Source organism: Achromobacter sp. PD1, from assembly GCF_048541815.1.
Classification (GTDB): domain Bacteria; phylum Pseudomonadota; class Gammaproteobacteria; order Burkholderiales; family Burkholderiaceae_B; genus Achromobacter; species Achromobacter bronchisepticus_A.
In genome coordinates, this window is sequence record NZ_CP183349.1 from 5,725,574 (window position 1) to 5,747,610 (window position 22,037).

General features: G+C 67.1%; 20 protein-coding genes. 15 read left to right on the forward strand and 5 right to left on the reverse strand.

Annotated features, from left to right (window positions below):
- Window positions 1-188 precede the first annotated feature (188 nt).
- Both ACM1PE_RS26935 and ACM1PE_RS26940 read left to right on the forward strand, forming a co-directional pair.
- Window positions 189-1,160 carry an NAD(P)H-dependent flavin oxidoreductase gene (locus ACM1PE_RS26935; protein WP_059377647.1) on the forward strand — a complete coding sequence of 324 codons (972 nt, stop codon included), beginning with the start codon at window positions 189-191 and terminating at the stop codon, window positions 1,158-1,160.
- Window positions 1,157-1,897 carry an enoyl-CoA hydratase-related protein gene (locus ACM1PE_RS26940; protein ID WP_059377311.1) on the forward strand — a complete coding sequence of 247 codons (741 nt, stop codon included), beginning with the start codon at window positions 1,157-1,159 and terminating at the stop codon, window positions 1,895-1,897. The genes ACM1PE_RS26935 and ACM1PE_RS26940 overlap by 4 nt, the downstream gene beginning before the upstream one ends.
- Before the next feature lie 46 nt (window positions 1,898-1,943).
- Here the strand turns inward: ACM1PE_RS26940 and ACM1PE_RS26945 are convergent, their stop codons facing one another.
- On the reverse strand, window positions 1,944-2,777 hold the full coding sequence (locus tag ACM1PE_RS26945; RefSeq protein WP_013391155.1) for an enoyl-CoA hydratase/isomerase family protein: 834 nt from the start codon (window positions 2,775-2,777) through the stop codon (window positions 1,944-1,946).
- Window positions 2,778-2,889: 112 nt separating this feature from the next.
- On the opposite strand from ACM1PE_RS26945, the gene ACM1PE_RS26950 reads away from it, so the two are divergent.
- The 3 genes from ACM1PE_RS26950 to ACM1PE_RS26960 all read left to right on the forward strand — a co-directional run bounded on the left by ACM1PE_RS26950 (window position 2,890) and on the right by ACM1PE_RS26960 (window position 6,104).
- The gene (locus ACM1PE_RS26950; RefSeq protein ID WP_059377308.1) at window positions 2,890-3,750 is read left to right on the forward strand and encodes an NAD(P)H-hydrate dehydratase; all 861 of its coding nucleotides are present in this window, start codon (window positions 2,890-2,892) and stop codon (window positions 3,748-3,750) included.
- 120 nt (window positions 3,751-3,870) lie between these two features.
- A complete protein-coding gene (locus tag ACM1PE_RS26955) occupies window positions 3,871-4,104 on the forward strand; it encodes a hypothetical protein (RefSeq protein WP_054455155.1) in 234 nt (77 codons plus the stop codon).
- A 386-nt stretch (window positions 4,105-4,490) separates the two neighbouring features.
- The gene (locus ACM1PE_RS26960) at window positions 4,491-6,104 is read left to right on the forward strand and encodes an ABC transporter substrate-binding protein (protein WP_059377307.1); all 1,614 of its coding nucleotides are present in this window, start codon (window positions 4,491-4,493) and stop codon (window positions 6,102-6,104) included.
- A 63-nt stretch (window positions 6,105-6,167) separates the two neighbouring features.
- On the opposite strand, the gene ACM1PE_RS26965 is transcribed toward ACM1PE_RS26960, so the two are convergent.
- Entirely contained in the window at window positions 6,168-7,082 is a 915-nt protein-coding gene (locus tag ACM1PE_RS26965) for a LysR family transcriptional regulator (protein ID WP_419341529.1), read from the reverse strand.
- 281 nt (window positions 7,083-7,363) lie between these two features.
- Between ACM1PE_RS26965 and ACM1PE_RS26970 the strand changes: the two genes are divergently transcribed.
- From ACM1PE_RS26970 to dapD, 10 genes are all read left to right on the forward strand, one after another.
- A complete protein-coding gene (locus ACM1PE_RS26970; protein WP_118933377.1) occupies window positions 7,364-8,335 on the forward strand; it encodes a succinylglutamate desuccinylase/aspartoacylase domain-containing protein in 972 nt (323 codons plus the stop codon).
- A gap of 70 nt (window positions 8,336-8,405) precedes the next feature.
- On the forward strand, window positions 8,406-10,037 hold the full coding sequence (locus ACM1PE_RS26975; protein ID WP_419341530.1) for an ABC transporter substrate-binding protein: 1,632 nt from the start codon (window positions 8,406-8,408) through the stop codon (window positions 10,035-10,037).
- Between the two features lie 49 nt (window positions 10,038-10,086).
- Window positions 10,087-11,064 (forward strand): ABC transporter permease, encoded by a 978-nt coding sequence (locus ACM1PE_RS26980; RefSeq protein ID WP_013391148.1) that lies wholly within the window; start codon window positions 10,087-10,089, stop codon window positions 11,062-11,064.
- 6 nt (window positions 11,065-11,070) lie between these two features.
- A complete protein-coding gene (locus ACM1PE_RS26985) occupies window positions 11,071-11,988 on the forward strand; it encodes an ABC transporter permease (protein WP_059377300.1) in 918 nt (305 codons plus the stop codon).
- A gap of 132 nt (window positions 11,989-12,120) precedes the next feature.
- Window positions 12,121-13,104, forward strand: a complete 984-nt coding sequence (locus ACM1PE_RS26990; RefSeq protein ID WP_059377297.1) for an ABC transporter ATP-binding protein — start codon at window positions 12,121-12,123, stop codon at window positions 13,102-13,104.
- Window positions 13,101-14,111, forward strand: coding sequence for an ABC transporter ATP-binding protein (locus ACM1PE_RS26995; protein ID WP_013391145.1), 1,011 nt, complete (start codon window positions 13,101-13,103; stop codon window positions 14,109-14,111). Before ACM1PE_RS26990 ends, ACM1PE_RS26995 begins: the two co-directional genes overlap by 4 nt.
- A complete protein-coding gene (locus ACM1PE_RS27000) occupies window positions 14,111-15,016 on the forward strand; it encodes an alpha/beta hydrolase (protein ID WP_118933378.1) in 906 nt (301 codons plus the stop codon). The genes ACM1PE_RS26995 and ACM1PE_RS27000 overlap by 1 nt, the downstream gene beginning before the upstream one ends.
- Window positions 15,017-15,055: 39 nt before the next feature.
- Window positions 15,056-16,186, forward strand: a complete 1,131-nt coding sequence (locus ACM1PE_RS27005) for a M20 family metallopeptidase (protein WP_419341532.1) — start codon at window positions 15,056-15,058, stop codon at window positions 16,184-16,186.
- A 7-nt stretch (window positions 16,187-16,193) separates the two neighbouring features.
- Window positions 16,194-17,192, forward strand: a complete 999-nt coding sequence (locus tag ACM1PE_RS27010) for an autotransporter outer membrane beta-barrel domain-containing protein (protein ID WP_419341534.1) — start codon at window positions 16,194-16,196, stop codon at window positions 17,190-17,192.
- 59 nt (window positions 17,193-17,251) lie between these two features.
- Window positions 17,252-18,235 (forward strand): 2,3,4,5-tetrahydropyridine-2,6-dicarboxylate N-succinyltransferase, encoded by a 984-nt coding sequence (gene dapD, locus ACM1PE_RS27015; RefSeq protein ID WP_059377291.1) that lies wholly within the window; start codon window positions 17,252-17,254, stop codon window positions 18,233-18,235.
- 25 nt (window positions 18,236-18,260) lie between these two features.
- On the opposite strand, the gene ACM1PE_RS27020 is transcribed toward dapD, so the two are convergent.
- The 3 genes from ACM1PE_RS27020 to ACM1PE_RS27030 form a co-directional block, all read right to left on the reverse strand.
- Complete coding sequence (locus ACM1PE_RS27020; RefSeq protein WP_059377288.1) at window positions 18,261-18,881, reverse strand: hypothetical protein; 621 nt, start codon at window positions 18,879-18,881, stop codon at window positions 18,261-18,263.
- A gap of 124 nt (window positions 18,882-19,005) precedes the next feature.
- Entirely contained in the window at window positions 19,006-19,860 is an 855-nt protein-coding gene (locus tag ACM1PE_RS27025; RefSeq protein ID WP_306634997.1) for a class II glutamine amidotransferase, read from the reverse strand.
- A 104-nt stretch (window positions 19,861-19,964) separates the two neighbouring features.
- Window positions 19,965-22,028, reverse strand: coding sequence for a UvrD-helicase domain-containing protein (locus tag ACM1PE_RS27030; RefSeq protein WP_059377283.1), 2,064 nt, complete (start codon window positions 22,026-22,028; stop codon window positions 19,965-19,967).
- Window positions 22,029-22,037 lie beyond the last annotated feature (9 nt).

The window sequence follows — 22,037 nt, forward strand, 5'->3', positions numbered from 1 at the left end:
CTTTGCAGGGGCCGCGCCGCAGCTGCCGGAGGGACTCGCGTACCTCCATTGACAGCGATTCAGCGCATGCCGTTTAATAAGGATTAATTAATTACCGGACGGTCGGTAGGTAATTATAGGCACACCCGCCTAGGATGCTCAAGTCCCGATGTTCAAGTCCTCCAGTGACCTTTTTCCGCGACGACGCCATGCCCCACTCTCTTGTGACTGATTTGTACGGCCAGATGTCCCTGCCGGTCATCTGCGCCCCGATGTTCATCGTCTCCAACCCCAAGCTGGTGGTGGCGCAGTGCACCAGCGGCATCGTGGGGTCGTTCCCCGCGCTGAACGCGCGTCCGCAAAGCCTGCTGACCGACTGGCTGGACGAAGTCCAGGCCGGCCTGGCCTCGCACCGCGAGGCCAACCCCGGGGCGACGGTTGCGCCATTCGCGGTCAACCAGATCATCCACCAGTCCAACGACCGGCTGGAGCAGGACCTGGCCGTGTGCGCCAGCCACCGCGTGCCGCTCATCATCACCAGCCTGCGCGCCCCCGGAGACCTGGTCAAAGGCGTGCATGACTGGGGCGGCAAGGTATTCCACGACGTGACCACCATCCGCCACGCCGAAAAAGCGCTGGAAGCCGGCGTGGACGGCCTGATCCTGGTGTGCGCCGGCGCCGGCGGCCATGCGGGCACGCTCAGCCCCTTCGCGCTGGTGTCCGAAGTGCGCCGCTTCTATGACGGCCCGCTGATCCTGTCGGGCGCGATCACCTCGGGCGCGCACATCCTGGCCGCGCAGGCCATGGGCGCGGACTTCGCCTATATGGGTACGCGCTTCATCGCCAGCGAGGAAGCCAACGCCAGCGAAGGCTACAAATCCGCCATCGTGGATGCCAGCGCTTCGGACATCCTGTATACCCCGTTCTTCACCGGCATCCCCGGCAACTACCTGAAGGCCAGCATCGCCGCCGCCGGGCTGGATCCGGCCAACCTGCCGCAGCCCGACAGCGGCGCGTCGAATTTCGGCTCGACCCGGGTCAAGCCCTGGAAGGACATCTGGGGCGCGGGCCAGGGCGTGGGCGGCATCGCCAGCGTGCTGCCGACCCGCCAGATCGTGGACACGCTGCGCAGCGAATACGCAGACGCCAAGACCCGTCTGGCCAACGGTTTCGGCGCATGAGCGCCGGTCTGCAGGTCAGCCGCGACGGCGCGGTGTTGACGCTGACCATCAACCGTCCGGATCGCCGCAACGCGCTGGATACCGCCACCTATGCCGCGCTGACCGAACAGATCGCGCTGGCGTCGGCCGACACCGCGCTGGCTGCGGTCATCCTGACCGGCGCGGGCGAGCATTTCACGGCGGGCAACGATTTGCGCGACTTCCAGGCGGAGCGCGGCGCCGGCGACAGCGCCGGCCTGACTTTCCTGCGCGCGCTGACCATGGCGGACGTGCCCGTGGTTGCGGCCGTCGAAGGCTATGCCATCGGCATCGGCGTGACGCTGCTGCAGCATTGCGATTTCGTCCACATCGGCGAAGGCGCCACCTTGCGCATGCCGTTCGTGGCGTTGGGGTTGTGTCCGGAAGGCGCTTCCAGCCTGCTGATGCCGCGCCTGGCCGGCGCCCGCCGCGCCGCCGAATGGCTGTTGCAGGGCAAGGCCTTCACGGCGCAAGACGCCTGCGACGCCGGGCTGGCCACGTCGGTCACGCCCAAGGGCCAGGCGCTGGCGGCGGCGCAGGCCACCGCCGCCGACCTGGCGCGCCAGCCGCCGGCCGCGCTGCGCCTGACCAAGGCCATGCTGCGCCGCCCGGACCGCCAGGCGATCCAGGACACGCTGGACTACGAAGCCCAGCAGTTCCGCATCCGCCTGCAATCCGAGGAAGCGCAGGCGGCGTTCGCGAAGTTCTTCAAGAAGTAGGAAAGCCGGATTGCGCGCCCTGCCCCAACGCGCGCAATCCGCCGCCTCAGAACGGCGAATCCGGCCGGAAGTTCGGCGCGCGGCGTTCACGCAGGGACTGGATCCCTTCGCGTACGTCCGGGCCGCCAAAGCCCATGAATTCCAGGGCCAGCGAGGTATCGAAGCTCGGCCCCGCCATGCGCAGCCAGTTGTTCAACGAATACTTGGTCCAGCGGATCGCTGTCTGGGAGCCTGCGGCCAGCTTGTTGGCGACTTCGAAGGCACGTCCGATGAGTTCGGCCTCGTCCACGCACAGCGACACCAGGCCGATGCGCTCGGCTTCCTCGCCGGTCACGGTTTCGCACAGCATCAGGTAGTACTTGGCGCGCGCCATGCCGCAAAGCAGCGGCCAGACGATGGCGGCATGGTCGCCGGCCGTCACGCCCAGGCGGGTATGGCCGTCGATGATGCGCGCGTCGCGTGCGGCGATGGAGATGTCGGCCAACAGGCCGGCCACCAGGCCCGCGCCCACGGCCGCGCCATGCATGGCGGACACAATGGGCTTGTTGCAGTTGATGATGTTGTAGACCAGGTCGCGGGCCTCGCGCCAGACGCGGGTGCGCACGTCGAAATCGTCGGCCATCTGCTGCACCAGGTCCAGGTCGCCCCCGCCCGAAAAGCCCTTGCCCTCGCCACGGATCACCACCACCCGGGTGTCCGGATCGGTGTCGATATCGCGCCAGATGTCTGCCAGTTCGCGGTGCATGCGGTCGTCGGCGGTGGACAGCTTGCCCGGCTTGCCGCCCTTGGCCCCCATGATCACCTCCAGCACCCCGCCGGGGTGCCGGCGCAGTTTCAGGGACTCATAGGCGGAATAGTGTTCCAGCGTGATGTCGCTCATGTTCGTCTCCACGTCGTCTAGTCTTGAGCCGGACCGGATGCCGGCCGGTTTGGGCGCACTATAGTAGATACGCGCCTTCGCGCCACGCCGCCATCCCCAGGAGCCTCAGCCCATGAACACTACCGCCCCGTCCGCCGGCGGCGCCATCGACCGCGCCGCCCTGCCCGCCCTGTTCGCGCCGCGCGGCCGGGACACTCACAAGGGTAGTTTCGGCACGGTGGGCGTGGTGGGCGGCGGCCCGGGCATGACGGGCGCGGCGCTGCTGGCCGCGCGCGCCGCCCTGAAGACCGGCGCCGGCAAGGTGCTGGTCGGCTTCGCCCAGGACGCCGCGCCGCTGGCCTGCGATCCGCTGCAGCCCGAACTGATGCTGCGCGACGCCCGCTCGCTGCTGGAAGAAGACTGGGGCGTCACCGCCTGGGTGGCGGGATGCGGCATAGGCACGGGCGCCCTGGCGGCCAACGCTCTGTCCGAGCTGTTCGTGCTGCGCCGCGCAGCGCCGCTGGTGCTGGACGCGGACGGGCTGAATCTGCTGGCCCGCGGCGACATCCAACCCAACTGGGGCGAGGGCACCGTGGTGCTGACGCCCCATCCGGCCGAGGCCGGGCGGCTGCTTGGCGTGGATACGGCCGAGGTGCAGGCCGACCGCCCGGCCGCCGCCAGGAAACTGGCGCTACGCTACCGCGCCTGGATCGTGCTGAAGGGCGCAGGCACCGTGGTCAGCTCCCCGGATGGCGATCTGCGGGTCAACACCAGCGGCAATCCGGGGCTCGCCACCGCCGGAACCGGGGACGTATTAGCGGGCATGCTGGGTTCGCTGATCGCCCAGAAGCTGCCGTTGGACCAGGCCGTGGCCGGCGCCGTCTGGCTGCACGGCGCGGCGGCCGATGCGTTGGTGGCCCAGGGTGTCGGCCCCATCGGACTGACCGCCGGAGAGCTGGCGGACGCGGCCCGCGCCCTGCGAAATAGCGGCTAAGTCCCTGGGGAATAAACATTTTTACAACATATAGGGGTTTACCCTAAAAATAGCATTGCATCGACCCTAGGGTTATCCCTATAATGGTTTACACCAAGACGAAACGGACTGGAGCAAACCATGAGCGAACTGACCCTGAACCACACTGCCCGCCTGACCGACGCGCTGGAGCGCGATCTGCTCCGCGGCGCCCTCGAGAACCAACCGAATTCCCATCCGCTGACCAGCCTGAAGAAGGCCGGCCAAGCCGTAGTGGCAGCTGTTGCCGCCGTGTTTTCCTTCATCGACGAAGTGAACGAGTCGATGAACAAGGCCCGCGCCGCCAGCTCGCGCTTCTCCGGTTCGCAGTGGTAAGCCCTGCCGCGCCGGCCTGAGTCGCGATCGATCTCCCGCGATTCAGCCTGGCGCGACCCCGCCGCAACGCCCGCCGGCTTCCCGGCGCCCCTTGCGGCGGTTCTTCGGCGCCCAGTCCCTCACCCGGGCGCCATCGCGCCGCGCAGGCCTCCAGACGAGGCAGCGCGGCGCCCTCTTTCCCCCTCCCTCTCCGCGTTTTCCCTAGCGCCGCGCTTGCCATTGCGCATTGACAGTGCGCGAAGCCCCTACCGATAATCGGCCCCTTGCCGTCGTGCCCGGCGCCAAAACCCCCTGAGCCCCTTCCAGGCGACGCCGCCCGCGCGGCTGGCGCAGGCCGGTTTACACGCAGGCGCGATCCGGTTCGTTCCCCATCCGGAGTTGTCACCATGAAGTTGCGCACTACCCTGGCCCTTGCGGCCGCCGCCATTCCCCTGGCCGCCGCCCAAGCCCAGACGCTGAAGATCGGCCTGTCGGCCGAACCCACCTCGGCGGACCCCCACTATCACAAGATGACGCAGAACGACGCGTTCTCCGCGCACGTCTACAGTTCCCTGGTGGGTCGCAGCGCCGACATGAAGCTGGTGCCCGCACTGGCCACTTCCTGGAAGACGCTGGACGACCAGACCTGGGAATTCAAGCTGCGCGACGACGTCAAGTTCTCCAACGGCAAGCCGTTCACGTCCGAAGACGTGCTGTTCACCATCTGCCGCACGCTGAACAACGAAACCAACGTGTCGCAGTCCTACATGGACATGACCAAGCGCATCACCGACGTGCAGACGCCGGACGCGCACACCGTCATCATCAAGACCGGCGAGCCCTTCCCGCTGATGCCCGCCGAACTGGCGCGCTCGCTGCCCATCGTCTGGAACGGCATCGTCGAGCACGGCAAGCTGACGTTCGACCCCAAGAAGGGTTGCGGCGTGACCGGCGCCTGGCCCACCGTGGCCGACTTCAACAACGGCAAGGATGCCATCGGCACCGGCCCGTACACCCTGAAGTCCTACGTCAAGGGCACCGGCATCGAGCTGGTCCGCAATGAAAACTACTGGGGCCCCAAGCCGTACTGGAAGGAAGTGAAGTTCGTGCCGGTGCCGTCGGCCGGCCCGCGCCTGACCGGCCTCCTGTCCGGCGACTTCGACATGATCGAAAACCCCGCCGCCCGCGACCTGCCGCGCCTGAAGGACAACCCCAAGTTCGGCTTCGTCGCCACCCCGTCGACCCGCCTGGTGTTCTTCCAGCCGGACGTGGGCCGCAACCCGAGCCCCTTCGTCAAGAGCGCCGACGGCAAGAACCCGCTGCAGGACCTGCGCGTGCGTAAGGCCATCTCGATGGCCATCGACCGCAAGACCATCACCGCCCGCATCATGGACGGCATGGCCACGCCCGCCTTCCAGTACATGCCCGACGGCATGTTCGGCGCGCTGCCCCAGGCTCCGGAAATCAAGTTCGACCCGGAAGGCGCCAAGAAGCTGCTGGCCGAAGCCGGCTACCCGAACGGCTTTGAACTGACGCTGTCGTCGACCAACGACCGCTACGTCAACGACGGCCAGGTGGCGCAAGCCGTGGCCCAGTACCTGGCCCGCGTCGGCATCAAGACCAATGTGGACGCCATGACGGCCTCCATCTACTTCCCCAAGCGCGCCAAGCGCGAGTTCAGCTTCTCGATGGGCGGCTGGCCGGCGGAAACGGGTGAAGCCTCGGCGCTGTTCCAGCTGTGGGTGGCATCCCTGGATTCCCCCAACAGCCTGGGCACCAGCAACTACGGCGGCTTCAGCAATGCCGACTTCGACAAGGTCTACAAGGAAGCCATCGTGACGGTGGACGCGGCCAAGCGCGAGAAGCTGCTGCAGCAGTCCACCCAGATCGCATTGGACAACGTGCCGCTGATCCCGCTGCACTTCGAAAGCAGCATCTGGGCCTTCCGCAAGGGCATCACCTACGAAGGCCGTCGCGACCAGTACACGCTGGCCACCTCGGTCACGCCCGAAAAGAAGTAATCAGGTCCGCCTGAACGAAAACGGCTGCCCCAGGGCAGCCGTTTTTTTTGCACCCTTGGCAGACTATGCCGCCGCCCTGCCTTGCAACGCGTCGTCCAGTTCCCGCGCCAGCAGTTCGACGAAGGCTTCGGCCGCCGGCGGCAGCACCCGGCCCGGCATGACCTGGATCTGCAGGGTGCGCGATTGCAGCTCGGCGTTGGAAATCGGCACGGCGATCAGCTCGTCGCGCCGCAGGCTCCAGGCCACCGAGATATAGCCGCTGAGCATGATAGCGTCCGACCCGAAGACAAAGCCGTGCAGCGGCGAGGAATCGTTGCAGGTCAGCGCCGGCTCCAGCTGCACCGACTCCAGCGCGCAGCCCATTTCGAACAGCTGCCGCGTGGTGGTGCCGGGCCCGGTCAGGGCTAGCGGATACTGGCAGAGATCCTGCAGGCTGACGCTGGCGCGGCCCGCCAGCGGATGGTCGGCCGCCATCACCGCATGCACCGGCGCGCGGCGCGAATAGCGCGGACTGACCCCGCCTATGCGTTCGGCGATGAAGACCATCCCCAGCTCCACGCTGCCTTCGGCCACCCGGCGGCTGACCTCGGCCGGCGAACCCACGTGCAGGTCGAAGCGGATGTTGGGCCAGTCGCGGCGAAAACGCGCCATCACCGAGGGCAGGAAGATCCGCGCCACGCCCTCGACCGAGGCCACCCGGATCTCGTTGCGCGCGGCGCCCTTGATGGCGGCGATTTCCTGCAGCACGGAATCGGCTTCCAGCATGGTGCGGCGGGCATGCGCCAGCAGCAGCTGCCCCGCTTCGCTCAGGACCATGCCGCGCGCGGCGCGCTCGAACAGCGGCGCGCCCGCCTCTTCCTCCAGCTTGGCGATCTGCCGGCTGATGGCCGACACCGCCACATGCAGGCGCTCGGACGCGCCGCTCAGGCTGCCCGCCTGGGCAACCTCCAGAAAATACTTCAAGGCGATGCCGTGCACGTCAGCCCTCGCGGTTCTCAGGGATTGGGAATGGGGAACAAGCTTTGCCTTTTCTGCAAAGCTTGAGATAAATATTCTAATTGTAGAGAAAGCAGCCAAGCTCCTAGAATTCGCCCAATACTCAAAGGCGGCGCGCGCCTGACGCGCCCTATATATAAGGGAAAACCCGTGTTAGCAGCCTGTTTCAGCGCCCGCCGCGCCGCGGCGCCCGCTCATGCCGGCGGCTAGCCGCCACCCCAGCGCCATCGCCTATACAATCCCGTCGCTTCATCGGAGTTCCCATGCCCACGTCCGCCCCCGCGTCCACACCGCGCCCATTTCTACTTGCCTGTCCGAACTTGTCGGCGGAGCGGGTGGGCAACACGGATACCCCGGGGGTCTGGCATTTCGATTCGGGCGTGCCGGGCAAGCGCGTCATGCTGAGCGCGCTGATCCACGGCAATGAACTCTGCGGCGCCTGGGCGCTGAAGGACGCGCTGGCGGCAGGCCTGCGCCCGCGCCGCGGTTCGCTGACGCTGGCGTTCTGCAACCTGGCGGCGTTCGACCGCTTCGACCCCGCCAACTATGCGCCCGCGCGCTTCGTCGACGAAGACATGAACCGCGTCTGGAGCGACGACAAGCTGAGCGCGCCCGCCAGCCAGGAACGCCGCCGCGCAGCCGAGATCCAGCCCTGGGTCGAGCAGGCCGACTGGCTGCTGGACTTCCATTCGATGAGCAATTCCGACGTGCCGCTGCAGCTGACCGGCATGGAGCAACGCAATATCGATCTGGCGCTGGCGCTGGGCAACCCCGCCACCATCATCGCCGACGCCGGCCATGCCGCGGGCGTGCGCATGCGCGACTACGGCCGCTTCGGCGAAGCCGGCGACAACGGCACCCGTTCCCTGCTGATCGAATGCGGCTTCCATGGCGCGCCCGAGGCGCGCGGCGTGGCCGTCGACCAGATGGCGCGCTTCCTGGTGGAAGCGGGCACGGTGGACCGCGGCGACCTGCCCGCGGATTGGTTCGCCCCCGCGGCGCCCACGCAGCGCGCACTGCGCGTGACGCATGCGATCGCCGCCAAGAGCGCCGATTTCCGCTTCGCCCAGCCCTGGAAGGGCCTGGAAACGCTGGCCCGCGCCGGCGACCTGATCGGCTGGTCCGAGGGCGAGCCCGTCGTCACGCCTTATGACGACTGCGTGCTGATCATGCCGTCCACCGCCAATCTGCGGCCCGGCGTGACCGTCGTCCGGCTGGCGCAGCCCATCGCCTGAAGACCCGCGACGGCCCGCCAGGAACGCCGCCCTGCAACACCATAACCAATACAACAAAGGGACAAAATCCATGTCTGCCCAGACGCTCTACCGCAGCATGCTCACGGCCTTCGCCATGGCCGCCTGTACCACCGCGGCCATCGCGCAGGACGCCGCCGGCGTTCTGCGGATCGGCCTGTCGTCCGAGCCGACGTCGATGGATCCGCACTACCACCAGGCCACGCCGAACGATGCGATGACTTCGCACATGTTCGAGACGCTGGTGGGGCAAGATGCCAAGATGGACCTGATCCCGCGCCTGGCCACGGCCTGGAAGCCGGTGGACGACACGACCTGGGAATTCACGCTGCGCGACGGCGTCAAGTTTTCCAATGGCCAGCCCTTCACGGCGCAGGACGTGCTGTTCACCTTCTGCCGCGTGGTCAACAACGAGCAGTCCATCAGCAGCTCGTACCCTTCCATCGTGCAGAAGTTCGCTGACGTGCAGGTGCGCGACGGCAACACGCTGGTGATCAAGACGCGCCAGCCCTATCCGCTGCTGCCCAATGACCTGACCCGCATGGGCATGCTGTGGAACGGCATCGCCGAACACGGCCCGATCAGCTTCGACCTGAAGAACAAGTGCGGCGTCACCGGCGTCTGGCCCACCGTGGCCGACTTCAATACCGGCCGCTCCGTGATCGGCACCGGGCCCTACACGCTGAAGAGCTACGTCAAGGGCACCGCGATCGAGCTGACGCGCAACGACGCCTACTGGGGCGCGAAGCCCGCATGGAAGGACGTGAAGATGGTGCCGGTGCCGGCTGCCGGCCCGCGCCTGACGGGCCTCCTGGCGGGCGACTTCGACCTGATCGAAAACCCCGCCGCGCGCGACGTGAAGCGCATTTCGGAGACCCCGGGTTTCGGCCACGTCATCACGCCGTCGGTACGCGTGGTGTATTTCCAGCCCGACGTGGCGCGCAATCCCAGCCCCGGCGTCAAGGCCGCCGACGGCAAGAACCCACTGCAGGACGTGCGCGTGCGCCGAGCCATTTCCATGGCCATCGACCGCAAGACCATCGCCGACCGCATCATGGACGGCGCCGCCACGCCGGCCAACCAATTCCTGCCCGACGGCATGTTCGGCACCCTGCCCAAGCCGCCCGAGCTCAAGTACGACCCGGCCGCCGCCAAGAAGCTGCTGGCCGAGGCCGGCTACCCGAACGGCTTCGAACTGACCGTCTCGTCCACCAACGACCGCTACATCAACGACGCGCAGATCACGCAGGCGGTGGCGCAATACCTGTCGCGCGTGGGCATCAAGACCACCGTCGACACCATGACGCGCTCGGTCTACTTCCCCAAGCGCGCCAAGCGCGAGTTCAGCTTCGCCATGGGCGGCTGGTCGTCGGAAACCGGCGAGGCCTCGTCCTTCCTGCAATACTGGGTCAGCGCGTTCGACAAGGAACACGGCCTGGGCACCAGCAACTACGGCGGCTATGACAACCCCGAGTTCGACCGCGTGTTCAAGCGCGCCCTCGTCACCGTGGACCCGGCCGCGCGCGAGAAACTGCTGCAGGAATCGCTGACGCTGGCGTTGGCCGACCTGCCCAGCATTCCCCTGCATTTCGAAAGCAGCATCTGGGCGTTCCGCAAGGGACTGACCTATGAAGGCCGCGCCGACCAGTACACCCTGGCCATGTCGGCCAAGCCCGCCAAGTAAGACCCTACGCGGCGCCCGCAAACCCTGAGCCCACCAAGGAAATAATCTCGTGGCCTTGTTCATCCTACGCAGACTGATACAGAGTCTGTTCGTGCTGCTGGCCGTTTCGGTCGTGGTCTTCTTCGCGGTCTATGCCGTGGGCGATCCGATCGAACTGCTGGTCAGCCCCGAAGCCAGCCAGGCCGCACGCGAGGCGATGATCGCCCGCCTGGGCCTGGACCTGCCGGTATGGCAGCAATACACAGGATTCCTGTGGCGCGCGCTGCACGGCGACCTGGGCACCTCCTTCGTGCACGGCATCCCCGCCATCGAACTGATCGTGCAGCGCATTCCCGCCACGTTCGAGCTGGTGGTCGTGGCCATCATGCTGACCTGTGTGTTCGGCATTCCGCTGGGGCTGATCGCGGGCCTGTACCGCGACCAGCCGCTGGGCCGCGGCATCATGGCATCCTCGGTGCTGGGTTTTTCGCTGCCGAACTTCTGGCAAGGCATGATGCTGATCCTGCTGTTTGCGGTGTGGCTGGGCTGGCTGCCCGCCACCGGCCGCGGCGACACGGTCACCGTGCTGGGCGTGCCCCTGTCCATTCTGACTGCCGACGGCTGGTCGCACCTGATCATGCCGGCCATCAACCTGGCGCTGGCCAACATCGCGCTGGTGCTGCGCCTGACCGCGTCCGGCGTGGTCGAGGCCCGCAGCCAGGACTACGTGAAGTTCGCGCGCGCCAAGGGCGTCAAGCCCGGCCGCATCGTGCGCCGCCACATCCTGCGCAACATCCTGATCCCCGTGGTCACCGTGATCGGCATGGAATTCGGCACCCTCATCGCCTATTCCACCATCACCGAAACCGTGTTCGCATGGCCAGGCATGGGCAAGCTGCTGATCGACAGCGTCTACCAATTGGACCGCCCGGTCGTGGTGGCCTACGTGATGCTGGTCACCCTGATCTTCGTGATCATCAACCTGGTTGTGGACATCCTGTACGCCACGCTCGATCCGCGCGTGCAGCTCGTGACTCCCGCTCAATAATCCGCCATGGCTCAAACTCCGAATCCCGGCCGCACCCGCACCGTCCAGCCCCTGGCTGAGACGCCCCAGCGCGCCTCCATCCTGAAGAAACTGCACGCGCGCCCGACGGTGCGCGGCTCCGTCATCGCGCTGACCATCCTGATCGTGCTGGTGGTCTTCGCGCCCTACTTCGCGCCGCAGAATCCCTACGACCTCGCCAACCTTTCGCTGATGGACGGCCGCCTGGCGCCGCGCCAGGCGCTGATGGACGGCAGCATCGCCTGGCTCGGCACCGACGACCAGGGCCGCGACATGCTCAGCGCCATCCTGTATGGCCTGCGCATCAGCCTGATGGTGGGCCTGTCCGCCGTGGTGCTGGCCACCGCCGTGGGCGGCGCCATCGGCCTGGTGGCCGCCTATGTCGGCGGCGTGGTCGACACCGTGCTCATGCGCATCGTCGACTTCATCCTGGGCTTTCCGACCATCCTGGTGGCGCTGGTGCTGCTGGTGGTGCTGGGGCGCGGGGTCGACAAGGTGATCCTGGCCCTGGTGCTGGTGCAGTGGGGGCATTACGCCCGCATCATGCGCAGCCGCGCGCTGCAGGAACGCCGCAAGGAATACGTGGAAGCCGCCGCCAACCTGGGCTTCCCGGCCTGGCGCATCATGCTGTTCCACCTGCTGCCCAACTGCCTGGGTCCCGTCATGGTGTTCGCCACCATCCAGATCGCGACCGCGATCGCGCTGGAAGCCACGCTGTCGTTCCTGGGCGTGGGCGTGCCCATCACCGAACCGTCGCTGGGCCTGCTGATTTCCAACGGCTTCCAGTACCTGCTGTCGGGCGACTACTGGATCAGCCTGTTCCCGGGCATCGCCCTGCTGCTGCTGATCCTCTCCATCAATATCGTAGGCGACCGCCTGCGCGAAAGCCTGGATCCCAAAAGATGAGGCCCACCCCCGAAGCGCTGCGCGCTTCCCCCTCAAGGGGGCATGCCTGCGGACCGGCAAAGCCGGCTCCGCGGCATCCCGATGGAGCTATCTCCATTACATGCGCCGCGGTTGGCGCAATGGGCAACTGAAATGAGCGAAAACATTCTTGAAGTGCGCGGCCTGCGCACCGCATTCCATACCGAAGCCGGCGCCTGGCTGGCGGTCGACGGCGTCGACCTGACCGTGCGCCGCGGCGAGATCGTCGGCCTGGTCGGCGAATCGGGTTCCGGCAAATCCGTCACGGGCTTTTCGCTCCTGGGTCTGATCGACCCGCCCGGGGAAGTGGTGGACGGCGAAGTGAAGTTCAAGGGCACGGACCTGCGCAAGCTGAGCGAAGAGCAGATGCGCCAGTTGCGCGGCAACCGCATCGCCATGATCTTCCAGGATCCCCTGATGACGCTCAATCCGGTGCTGCGCATCGGCGAGCAGATGATGGAAGCCATCCTCACCCACGAAAACGTGCCGCGCGCGGAAGCCGAGGAACGCTGCCGCGAGGCGCTGGCCATGGTCGGCATTCCGTCACCCGAAAAGCGCCTGAAGAGCTATCCGCACGAATTCTCGGGCGGCATGCGCCAGCGCGTGGCGATCGCGATCGCCATGCTGAACAAGCCCGACCTGATCATCTGCGACGAGCCGACCACGGCGCTGGACGTCACCATCCAGGGCCAGATCCTCTACCGCATGCAGGAGATCTGCCGCGAGCACAACACGGCGCTGATCTGGATCACCCACGACCTGGGCGTGGTGGCCGAACTGGCCGACCGCGTGGCCGTGATGTACGCCGGCCGCATCGTCGAAAGCGGCCCGGTCGAAGAGGTGCTGGACGCGCCGCGCCACCCCTACACCAAGGGCCTGCTGGATTCGATGCCCGGCGCCACCCAGCCTGGCGCGCGCCTGCACCAGATCAACGGCATGGCTCCCAGCCTCGCCGGCCGCCCCTCGGGCTGTCCATTCCGCCCGCGCTGCACCAGCGCGGTCACGCGTTGCACCGAACAAGCCCCCACCGTCACCACCGAAGGCGCGCGCAACTACCGCTGCTACGTGCCGATTACCCGCGAGGCCCAGCCGGTATGAGCCAAGCCGATACTCCCGTCATCGAGCTCAAGAACGTCCACAAGCGCTTCGAGCAACGGCCCGACCTGGCCCAGCGCATCCTGGCCCTGACCGGCCGTCCCATCGACCGCCGCACCGTGTATGCGGTCAACGGCGTGGACCTGTCCATCAAGCGCGGCGAAGTCGTGGGCCTGGTCGGCGAGTCCGGCTGCGGCAAGTCCACGCTGGGCCGCGTCGTCGCCGGGCTGCACGGCCAGACTGAAGGCCAGCTGCTGTACCAGGGCCAGGAAGCCCGCCGCCTGCGCGGCGCCGACAAGCTCGCCTACACGCTGGGCGTGCAGATGATCTTCCAGGATCCGCAGGCCTCGCTGAATCCGCGCCAGCGCCTGCGCCAGATCCTGGGCGAATCGCTCAAGGTCCACAAGCTGGCGCCCGCCGCCCAGATTCCCGCGCGCATCGACCAGGCGCTGAAGGAAGTGGGCCTGGACCCCGAATACCGCGACCGCTTCCCGCACCAGATCTCGGGCGGCCAGCGCCAGCGCATCGGCATCGCCCGCGCGCTGATGGTGGCGCCGAAGTTCCTGGTCTGCGACGAGCCCGTGGCCGCGCTGGACGTGTCGATCCAGGCGCAGGTGATCAACCTGTTCATGGACCTGCGCGAACAGCACGGCTTCACCTACCTGTTCATCAGCCACGACCTGGGCGTGGTCAAGCACATCTCGGACCGCGTGGCGATCATGTATCTGGGCAAGATCGTGGAAATCTCCACGTCGGCCGAGATCTTCGCGCGCGCCAACCATCCCTATACCCAGGCCCTGATGGCCGAGGTGCCGGACGTGGGCCGCCGCGGCCGCAAGTTCACGCCGATCAAGGGCGAAATCCCGTCGCCGCTGAACCCGCCGCCGGGCTGTACCTTCAATCCCCGCTGCCCCCACGCCATGCCACGCTGCCGCGAGCAGGCGCCGGTCCTGAAAGAAATCTCGGCAGGCCACTGGTCGGCCTGCCACCTGAATGAGGCGAACGCCTGATGAAACCCTCCGAGATGTCCAACGTCGACCGCATCGCCATCGAACTGGGCCATGCCGGCCGCAACGCCATCCTGTATGTGGACGAGGACCGCAACTCCGACCGTCCCTTCAAGCTCCAGACCTACCGCCCCTACGGCTACACGCCCGACATGCCGGTGGTCATCGTGCAGCACGGCGTGCTGCGCAACGGCGACGAGTACCGCGATTTCTGGGTGGAAGCCGCCGACAAGCACAAGCTGCTGATCGTGGCGCTGACCTTCTCCAACGAGATCTGGCCCGGCGTGGAAAGCTACAACAACGGCCGCGTGTTTTCGGCCGGCGGCAATCCGCGCCACATCGACGGTTGGACCTACGCGCTGGTGGGCAACGTCATCAAGGACCTGATCGCCGGCGAAATTACCGACGGCCAGAACGTCTACCTGTTCGGCCATTCCGCGGGCGGCCAGTTCGTGCACCGCCTGATGAGCAGCCAGCCGCACGCGCCGTTCAAGGCCGTGACTGCCGGCAACCCGGGCTGGTACACGCTGCCCACGTTCGACTATCCCTTCCCCGAAGGCATGGACGGCGTCGGCCTGACCGAAGAGCACCTGGTCAAGCTGCTGGCCTACCCGATGACCATCCTGGCGGGCGACCAGGACATCGCCACCGACGACCCCAACCTGCCGTCCGAACCCGCCGCCATGCGTCAAGGCCCGCACCGCTTTGCGCGCGCCCAGAACTACTTCGAGTTCGGCCGCAAGGAGGCCGAGCGCCGCGGCGTGCCGTTCGGCTGGAAGCTGCAGGTCGTGCCCGGCATCGGCCACGACGGCCGCGCCATGTCCGCCGTGTGCGCCAGCCTCTGGTTCGACGGCAAGATGCCCGATGACGCCGAACTGGCCCGCCTGGCCGGCCAGCAGGTCGCCTGACCGCTCCCATTTTCTTCGTTGCAGATATCCGATACCGTCATGTCCAACACCCAGAGCACTGAACAGATCGTCGCCGGCATCAAGAGCTGGCTGCAATGCGAATCGCCCTCGAACTTCCCCGAAGGCATCGCCGCCATGGCGCGCATCATCGCCGACTACGCCGCGGCCGCCGGCCTGACGGTGGAACTGTCGTCGCTGGGCCCGACCACGGGCCCGCTGCTGTACGCGACCAACCGCGCCCCCGGCGACGCGCGCCCCGGCATCCTGATCCTGGCGCACATGGACACGGTGCATCCGGTAGGCACGCTGCTGGAGAACCCGGTACGCATCGAAGGCGACCGCCTCTATGGTCCCGGCGGCTACGACATGAAGGCCGGCATCTACCTGGCGCTGACCGCGCTGTCCGGCCTGGCTCGCCCCGGCGCGACCCAGCTGCCAGTGGATTTCCTGGTGGTGCCCGACGAAGAAACCGGCAGCCACGCGTCGCGCGCGCACATCGAGCGCTTCGCCACCAACGCCAAGTACGCGCTGGTCTGCGAACCCGCCCGCCCCAACGGCGGCAAGTGCGTCACGGCGCGCAAGGGCACCGGCATGCTGAACCTGAACGTCAAGGGCCGTCCGGCCCATGCCGGCATGCAGCACGAGAAAGGCCGCAGCGCCATCCGCGAAATGGCCCACCAGGTGCTGGCGCTGGAAGCCATGACCGACTATGACCGTGGCATCACCGTCAGCGTCGGCACCATCGCCGGCGGCACCGTGACCAACACCGTGCCGGCGCTGTGCCGCTGCGTGGTCGACTTCCGCGTGCCCGACATGGGCGCCGCCGAGGACGTGCTGCGCCGCATGCGCGAGCTGTGCGCCGTGGGTCCGGACGTGGAACTGGACATCGACGTGGAACTGAACCGTCCGCCCATGGTGAAGACCGAAGCCGCCGCCGATCTGCTGGCGCTGGTGCAGGGCTACGCCGAACGCGCCGGCTTCCTGCTGGAAGACGCACCCATGACGGGCGGCGGCAGCGACGCCAACTTCACGTCCGCCATGGGCATCCCGACGCTGGACGGCCTGGGCGCCGACGGCGACGGCGCGCACACCTTGAACGAGTACATCCTGGTTTCGACGCTGGAACAGCGCATGAAATTCTGGGAGCTGCTGCTGAAAGAACTGGCGTAAAAAGTCCTTGCCGCCACCGATAGCCGTGCGCCGGCAACTGCTGGCGCGGGCGCTCGCCATGCAAGCCCTGTGCGCGGCTGGCGCGGCGCACGCCCACACCGGACAGGCCGAACCGGACCACAGCCTGCTTGCCGATCGGCCGACCCGTCCCGCGCCGGCCCAGCCGGGCTGGCTCGTCGCCGTCGACAACTGGCAGACGCTGGAAGGCGGCGCCAACACGGCCCGCATCAAGCAACGCACCACCGGCGTGTATGGCGGCGGCGAATTCGATGCCGGCGCCGGCTGGCGCCTGGGCGGCGCGCTGGGCGCCACCCGCAGCCGGGTCCGCATCGACGCGGCCGATGCGCGGCTGGACGTGTACAGCTATACCGCGGGGATCTATGGCAAGAGGTCGTTCGACGCGGGCCCGGGCAAGCTGAACCTGCTGACGGCCGCCTCCTACACCTGGCACGACATCGACACCCGGCGGCATTTCGAGATGCCCGGCATCGCCCGGCAGACCTTGACCGCCGACTTCAGCGCCTACACCGCGCAGGCCTTCTCGGAACTGGGTTACGAGCTGGCACTGTCGCCACACGCCGCCATCGAACCGTTCGCCGGCTTGGCCGTGCGCAATGTGCGCACGCGCAGCTTCAGCGAATCGGGCGGTTCCACGGCGCTCTCGGGCGACGCGGGACGGATCCGGCAGACCACCACCACGCTGGGGCTGCGCGGCCAGACCGGCTTCGCGCTCGGCCCCACCTTCGGCAAGCTGCATGCGACGCTGGGCTGGCGCCGGGCCTTCGGCGACGTGCAGCCGGAAACCACCCTGGTGCTGGACGGCGGCAGCGTGCTGTCGGTGGCTGGCGCGCCCATCGCCCGGTCCGCCGCGCTGGCGGGCGCGGGCCTGGAAATCGCCGTGTCGCGCTCGGCCGTCATCGGCCTGGCCTACGGCGGCCAGTATGGCGGCGGCAACCGCGAGCACACCGGCTCGCTGAGCCTGCGATGGGCCTTCGGTAGCCTCTGAAAACCGCAGCCCTTTCGCCTTAGAATTACGCACTCAGACTGCGCCCTTCCTCTTTCATCATGGCCGACTCCCCCAAGCCCCTCAGCGCCATCGCCTATGGCGTCGCCACGCTGGCCGCCGACGGCGCCATCCTGGACACCTGGTATCCGCGTCCCTCGCTGGCCGACAACTCGCCGGCCACCGGCACCCGCCACCTGTCGCCCGAGGAAGCCCGCGCCGCGCTGGGCGAACACGTGCCCACCGCCCTGGTCCGCGACACCCGCCGCAAGGTCGACATCGTCGCCGTGCGTACCGCGATCTCGTCGCTGGACGAACCGCCGGTCGATGCGCACGACGCCTATCTGCGCCTGCACCTGCTCAGCCACCGCTTGATCCGCCCGCACGACGCCAACCTGGACGGCCTGTTCAATGTGCTGGCCAACGTGGCCTGGACCTCGGCCGGCCCCTGCGCGGTGGATCAGGTGGATGCGCTGCGCTGGCACCTGCGCGCCTCTGGCCAGATCCTGGAAATCCGCGGCGTGGACAAGATTCCCCGCATGACCGACTACGTCATGCCCGGCGGCGTACGCATCGCCGACACCGCGCGCGTGCGCCTGGGCGCGCATCTGTCGCCCGGCACCACGGTGCTGCATGAAGGCTTCTGCAATTTCAACGCCGGCACGCTGGGCGCGTCCATGGTCGAAGGCCGCATCAGCGCCGGCGTCATCGTCGACGACGGCAGCGACATCGGCGGCGGCGCATCCATCATGGGCACCATGTCGGGCGGCGGCAAGCAGGTGGTGTCCATCGGCAAGCGCTGTCTGCTGGGCGCCAACTCGGGCATCGGCATTTCGCTGGGCGACGACTGCGTGGTGGAAGCCGGCTGCTACATCACCGCCGGCACGCGCGTGCTGACGCCGGAAGGCGCGGTGGTGAAGGCCACCTCGCTGGCGGGCCAGCAAGGCCTGCTGTTCCGCCGCAATTCGCAGACCGGCGCCGTGGAGTGCCTGGTGCGCACCGCCGCCTGGGGCACCTTGAATCCCGACCTGCACTCAGGACATTGACCACTCGCCGCCGGCGTTGTCCTGCTCAGGCGTATTCCGCCGCCTGTCCCAACTGGTCATAGACCAGGTTCACGAACAGGTCCGAGCTGAGCATACGCATGGCCTGGCACGAAAACACGGTCTTGCCGTCTGCGTCCTGCAGGCTGATCGTTTCGGTCCATTGGTTCAGGTCGATGCGCTTGAGCGATTCGTACGGCCATGTGGCGTCGCCAATACGCAGGCCTTCGGCCGACAGGGCTAGCTCCTGCGTCTCCAGGTCCGGAAATTCGCCGCTGCGGATGTAGCGGAACGCGACTCGCGCACCGTCCGCGATCCTCTCTTCCAGTACCGGCAGTCTCTGTGCAACGTAGCGCGAACGGAATGCGTCCATCAGTTTGTTGAATTCGCCGACCTCGGCTGGCACCAGGGTCCAGCCGTGTGCCGCATCGGTGCGGTAGGCAAAATGATTGATCAGGCCAGCGGCTGCGTCTGGTCCGGAGGCGATCAGGCAAAGGTCCTGAATGTCCGCAAAGGCGGTGTAGGTGCGCGCGTCGCCTTGTCGGCTGACAACGCCATGCTCGTGCAACTCAAAGCAATCCGGGGTGCTCCCCGTGTGGTTAAACACCGCCAGCGCGACAGAGGCCTGCGGGGTTTTGCTATCGGTCATGCAACTTCCTTACTGGAATTAGGGTGCTTTCGCGGCCCAGGACGTCGCAAAGTCATGCGATCCGTATTCTCCCTTATATGGGAGATACGTGCTTGATGACCCCAATTCCCTGAATTTCCGGGGCTCAGCTCCCCGGCGGCACCGGCACAAAAGGATAATGCGCCACCGTGCCGCCGCCCGCGATGATGGCGGTGGCTTCGGGCACTTCCTCCCAGGCGCCGGGCATCTCGGTCAAGGGCTCCGACAGCAGCATGAAGGCGTCATCATCCAACGCCGCGATCTGCGGATTGTCGGGATACAGCTGGCGCAGATGGCGCACGCAGGTGTTGTGGAACAGCGTGCGCGAATCGGCCTCGCTGGAATAGCGCACGGCGATCAGGCGCTGGCCGTCCAGCGCGCAGACCGTCATGTTGATGGGCTGCGCCACGCCATGCCGCCTGCCGGTCTCTTCCACCGCGCCCACCATGCGAGCCAGCGCCGCCAGCGGGTCTTCCTCCAGGCCGAAGCTCAAGGCCAGCAGGAACATCACCTCGGAATCCGTGGACCCTTCCAGCGACCCGAAATAGGCCGGCGCGATCATCAGCATCAGGTCGCGCCTGAGCAGCGGATAGTCGCGGATGACGCCGTTGTGCACGAACAGCCACTGGCCATGGCGAAACGGATGGCAGTTGGTTTCCTGCGCGGGCGTGTCGGTGGCGGCGCGGATGTGCGCCACGAACAGCGGCGCATGGATCGCGCGCGCGGCCTCGCGCAGATTGCGGTCGTTCCAGGCCGGATGCACGCTGCGGTAGCGGAACGGCGGCTCGAGCGGCTGGCCTTCGTGTTGACGGCCATACCAGCCCAGCCCGAAGCCGTCGCCATTGGTGGTGGTGGCGCCCAGCCGCGAGTGCAGGCTCTGGTCGATCAGGGAGTGCTTGGCCTTGAACAGCACGCTCTCCATCTGTATGGGACTACCGGTATAAGCCAGCCAGCGACACATGGCGCGCTCCTTCGATCCACGGGGTTGCCGCGCCCCGGACCGCGGGGCGGGCGCAGTCCAGTGTAGGAGCAGGCCGCGGCTTTCCACAAGCCGCCGCCCCGCCCCTATTTCTTCAGCAGCGCCTTGAGCATGGCCATGCGCTCTTTGGGATTCATCGCGGCGGTGGCCGCGTCTTCCTGCATGCGCACATCGCCCAGGCCCATTTCCTCGATGAAGCGCGAAGGTTCGCGCACCAGGTCCTCGCGCGCCCGGCGGCGGCGCTTGCACCAGCTCAGATTCAGGCTGCGCTGCGCGCGCGTGATGCCCACGTACATCAGCCGGCGCTCTTCCTGGATGCGCGAAGCCAGGTTCTCGGCCGCGCGCGCCGGGTCGCCGACCTCGTCGTCCTTGCCCAGGTGCGGCAGCAAGCCTTCCTCGACGCCCGCGAGGTACACGTGCGGATACTCCAGCCCCTTGGAGGCATGCAGGGTGGACATCTTCACGGCATCGGGCTCTTCTTCCTCGCCGCGCTCCAGCATGGTGACCAGCGCCACGTGCTGCACCAGATCGAAGAGCGTCATGTTGTCTTCTTCGGCCTTGCGCTTGAGCCATCCGGTCAGCTCCAGCACGTTCTGCCAGCGCGTCTGCGCGGGCCGCTCTTCGAACAGCTCATACAGATGGCGTTCGTACTGGATGGCCTCCAGCAGATCGTCCAGCAGCACGCCCGCGGGCTCGGACGGCGCGGCGGTCTTGGCATCGGCCGCGCCGCGGCCGGCGCGCCATTGCATGCGGCGGATGAACTCGGTGAAGGTGCGCAGCGGCTCCAACTGCCGTGGCGCCAGCAGGCTTTCCAGGCCGGTCTCGGCCACTGCCGCCAGCAGGGACAGTTCACGGCTGGCGGCGTACTGCCCCAGCGTCTGCAAGGTGGCCTGGCCGATGCCGCGCTTGGGCGTGGTGGCCGCGCGGATGAAGGCCGGGTCGTCGTCGTCGTTGGCCAGGATGCGCAGATAGGCCAGCACGTCGCGCACTTCGGTCTTGTCGAAAAAACTCTGGCCGCCCGAAATCGTGTACGGAATCTTCAGGTTGCGCAGCGCCTGTTCCAGGATGCGCGACTGATGGTTGCTGCGGTACAGGATGGCGAAATCCTTCCACTGCGCCTGGCGCTCGAAGCGCGACGCCGACACCTTCATGGCGATGGATTCGGCCTCCTGTTCCTCGCCGTCCATGGCCGACACGAGGATGGGTTCGCCCACCCCCAGCTCGGACCACAGCTTCTTGTCGAACAGCTTGGGATTCTTTTCGATCACCTGGTTCGCGGCCGCCAGAATGCGCTGCACCGAACGGTAGTTCTGCTCCAGCTTGATGAGCTTGATGTTGGGGTAATCGGTGGTCAGTTTGGCCAGGTTTTCGATGGTCGCGCCGCGCCAGGCGTAGATCGCCTGGTCGTCGTCGCCGACCGCCGTGAACATGGCGCGCGAGCCCGTCAGCAACTGCACCAGGCGGTACTGGCACACGTTGGTGTCCTGGTACTCGTCCACCAGCAGATAGCGCACGCGGTTCTGCCAGCGGGTGCGCACTTCTTCGTTGTTGGCCAGCAGCAGCGCCGGGATGCGGATCAGGTCGTCGAAGTCCACCGCCTGGTAGGCGGCCAGCGTGGCGGCGTAGCTGCGGTAGACGTTGGCCGCTTCCACGTCGGCCGGCGTGATGGCCTCGCGCGCGGCATCGTCCGGTTCCATCAAGCCGTTCTTCCACAGCGAGATGATGCCCTGCACGTGGCGCAGACGGGCCTTGTCGGTAGTGTTCAGCAGTTCCTGGATGATGGCCATGGCATCGTCGGCGTCCAGGATCGAAAACGTCGGCTTCAGCCCCGCATTGCGCGCTTCCTCGCGCAGCATCTTCACACCCAGCGAATGGAAGGTGCTGATGATCAGGCCCTTGGACAGCTTGCGGTCCACCAGGGTCTTCACGCGCTCATCCATCTCGCGCGCGGCCTTGTTAGTGAAGGTCAGCGCCACCACGTTGCGCCCCATGTAGCCGCATTCGCGCAGCAGGTAGGCGATCTTCTGCGTGATCACGCGCGTCTTGCCGCTGCCGGCGCCGGCCAGCACCAGGCAGGGGCCGTCCAGGTACAGCACCGCTTCGCGTTGAGCGGGGTTCATGCCTTGGGCTATAGGTTCGCTGGCGGACATTTGAGTCAG